The sequence below is a fragment of the Moorena sp. SIO2C4 genome, assembly GCF_010672485.1.
GTDB lineage: Bacteria > Cyanobacteriota > Cyanobacteriia > Cyanobacteriales > Coleofasciculaceae > Moorena > Moorena producens.
Genome location: NZ_JAAHGN010001067.1, coordinates 1 through 2550 on the forward strand (window position 1 = coordinate 1; position 2550 = coordinate 2550).

At 44.3% G+C, this 2550-nt stretch carries 2 protein-coding genes and 1 pseudogene; 2 read left to right on the forward strand and 1 reads right to left on the reverse strand.

The window, feature by feature from the left end:
- Together F6K20_RS33710 and F6K20_RS33715 are read left to right on the forward strand one after the other, a co-directional pair.
- Positions 1 to 322: pseudogene (locus F6K20_RS33710) on the forward strand (molecular chaperone DnaK); the annotation flags it as partial.
- Between the two features lie 210 nt (positions 323 to 532).
- Positions 533 to 1579, forward strand: coding sequence for a DnaJ C-terminal domain-containing protein (locus F6K20_RS33715; RefSeq protein ID WP_008184006.1), 1047 nt, complete (start codon positions 533 to 535; stop codon positions 1577 to 1579).
- 766 nt (positions 1580 to 2345) lie between these two features.
- Here the strand turns inward: F6K20_RS33715 and F6K20_RS33720 are convergent.
- A partial coding sequence (locus F6K20_RS33720) for a hypothetical protein (RefSeq protein WP_287297690.1) occupies positions 2346 to 2550 on the reverse strand: 205 nt, incomplete at its 5' end.

Below are 2550 nucleotides of genomic sequence, written 5' to 3' on the forward strand. Positions count from 1 at the left end.
TGGCTTAATTCAGGAGATGCGTCAATCCGTTGCCCAAAATGATGACCGGGCTATTGATCGCACTCAAGGTGATCTACAAGATGCCCTCTATGAGCTCAAGCGAGAGGTACGGCTGCAATATGAGGAAGAAGAGGATGATGACTTGTTTGGCTCAATTCGTCGCACCTTCACCGGAGATAGTGACACAGACCGATATTCTCAACGGGATTACCGCCGGGACTCCTATGACTCCTATGGGGCTAGTTCATCGAGGTCCAGTCGCGATCGCGATCGCAGAAACCCCCTTGAAAATGATTGGGATGAGGATGATAATTGGTTCTAAATTAGTCAGTAGTTAGTTGTCAGTTGTCAGTAGCCACAACTAATTAGCGGTTAGTCTTTAGGTAAAAGTTTTCTCGCTCTTCCCTTTAAAAAATACTGACAATTAACGATTAATCACGAATAGATCAAAAAACGAATAGATCAAAAAAGCCTTAATACGGGGGTTTACCCGATGAGGGAGTGCATCGAGACACTTCATTATTGACTAATTATGCAAAACTATCGAGATTACTATGAAATGTTGGGTGTACCCACAGAGGCATCCAGCGAGGAAATTAAAAAGGCTTATCGGCGGTTAGCTCGACAGTATCACCCCGACCTGAATCCTGGAGATAAGACAGCAGAAGACAAGTTCAAGGATATTGGTGAGGCATATGAAGTTCTCTCTGACCCGAATAGGCGATCGCAGTACGACCAATTCAGCCGATATTGGCAGAAGAAGAAGTTTGGTAGAAAAGCGGCTAAAGCTGCTACTTTGATTAAAAATGTAGGCTGGAACGGCAATGGTCGTGGTTCATACCAACCAGAGGATTATGGCAATTACCGGGACTTCAACACCTTCATTGATCAACTACTCGGGCGTCGCTCTACTAGAAAGGCAACATCAACCCCACCTCCAGGGACTCGGGTAAGTTCTGAGAGTGCGTTTCGACCAGGGAAAACTAAAACAGCCTACACTGTTAGTTCTCGTCTGAGACCTCAACCCAAATCCCCCCCTCAGCCTCAACCTTATCCCAAACCTCAACCTCAAGATATTGACGCTCGATTAACCCTACCTTTGGAAAAAGCCTATAAAGGGGGTCGAGAGCGAATTCGCCTAGAAGATGGACGGGCTTTAGAAATTGAGCTACCTGCTGGGATGGTAACCGGTGCCCTGGTGCGGCTCCAAGGTCAAGGTATTGATGGTGGATGTTTAAATTTAAAAATTACTGTGTCACCTCATCCTTTCTTTAAATTAGAGGAATTGGATGTGATTTGTGTAGTACCAGTAAGCCCTGCTGAAGCAGTATTAGGTGACTTAATAGAAGTTCCCACCTTGGATGGTATAGTGCAAATTAATGTTCCTAGTGGCGTCAGGTCAGGACAAAAATTGCGCTTGGCAAATAAGGGTTATCCCAATCAGGATGGGTTACGAGGGGATCAGGTAGTAGAAATTCAGATTGTTGTGCCAACCGAAGCCACTCAGGAGGTCAGAGAACTATACGAAAAACTAAGGGAGATTGATAATTTTAATCCTCGCCAAGATTTACTGGTCTAGGAAAAAGGCTTACATCCAAGCATCCACAAACGCGCAAGTCCCAAGTCACAAGTCAGAAGTCAAAAGTAAGCATTGACTAGGTTTCGGAGTTTAGAAATGTCAAACATCTTAATGGGTAGTGCTATATAAGGGAAGCAGCCCTGTAACCTCGGAGAGGATAAGGCAGTTTGTGGCGATAAAAACGAAGTAATTATTGAATGAGTTCTGAGACAAAAGACATTGAATCCAACCAATTTTTACCATGCAAGCCAATATAAAAACTGCTATGTCGTCGGTAAAATATTGAATGATAACTGGGACGATTAACATAGGATGCTAACCATTTTTGCTGAATATATTGTCCATTAAAATTAGCTAAAGTGTAGGACAAACAAATTAATAAAATCAGAGAAATTAATCGCTGTTTGCTGACTCTAGTAGCCTCCAAATTATAGCAGTTCTCAGGACGAGTGAGCGACATTGCTTATCCCTTTAAGGCAAAAGGCATGCATGCATGCTAGCAATAGTAAAGAGGGTTTTAAGCGATGCAGAGGTGCGACCCGTGGCGAATTTAATTACGGGTCAAACGCACCATTACGGTCTTGGGGAGGCAGAGGTGCGACCCGTGGCGAATTTAATTCGACGACTGTAAACGCACCATTACGGTCTTGGGGGTTTCCCCCACTCGCTATTGCCGTGGTTCCCCCCACTCGCTATTGCATCAAGACAGGGAATCAGTGTCAAAGGATAGTGTACCTCATAACTGCGAGAAACGGGAGCATGTCACTTATGCAGCAACATTAGTACGCTGATCTGGGGAATGGGGAATCGGGAATGGGGAATCGGGAATCGGGAATCGGGAATCGGGAATGGGTAATAGGTAATGGGTAATAGGTAATAGGGGAAGCATGTCACTTAAGCCTAATATTTTTACCATTACTATAGCCCCCTGATGGGTAATTGCTTGCTGATCTGGTAAATAGTTCATCTGT

Coding starts and splice junctions, on each gene's coding strand:
- F6K20_RS33715 (WP_008184006.1), top strand. CDS start 533: ATGCAAAACTATCGAGATTACTATGAAATGTTGGGTGTACCCACAGAG.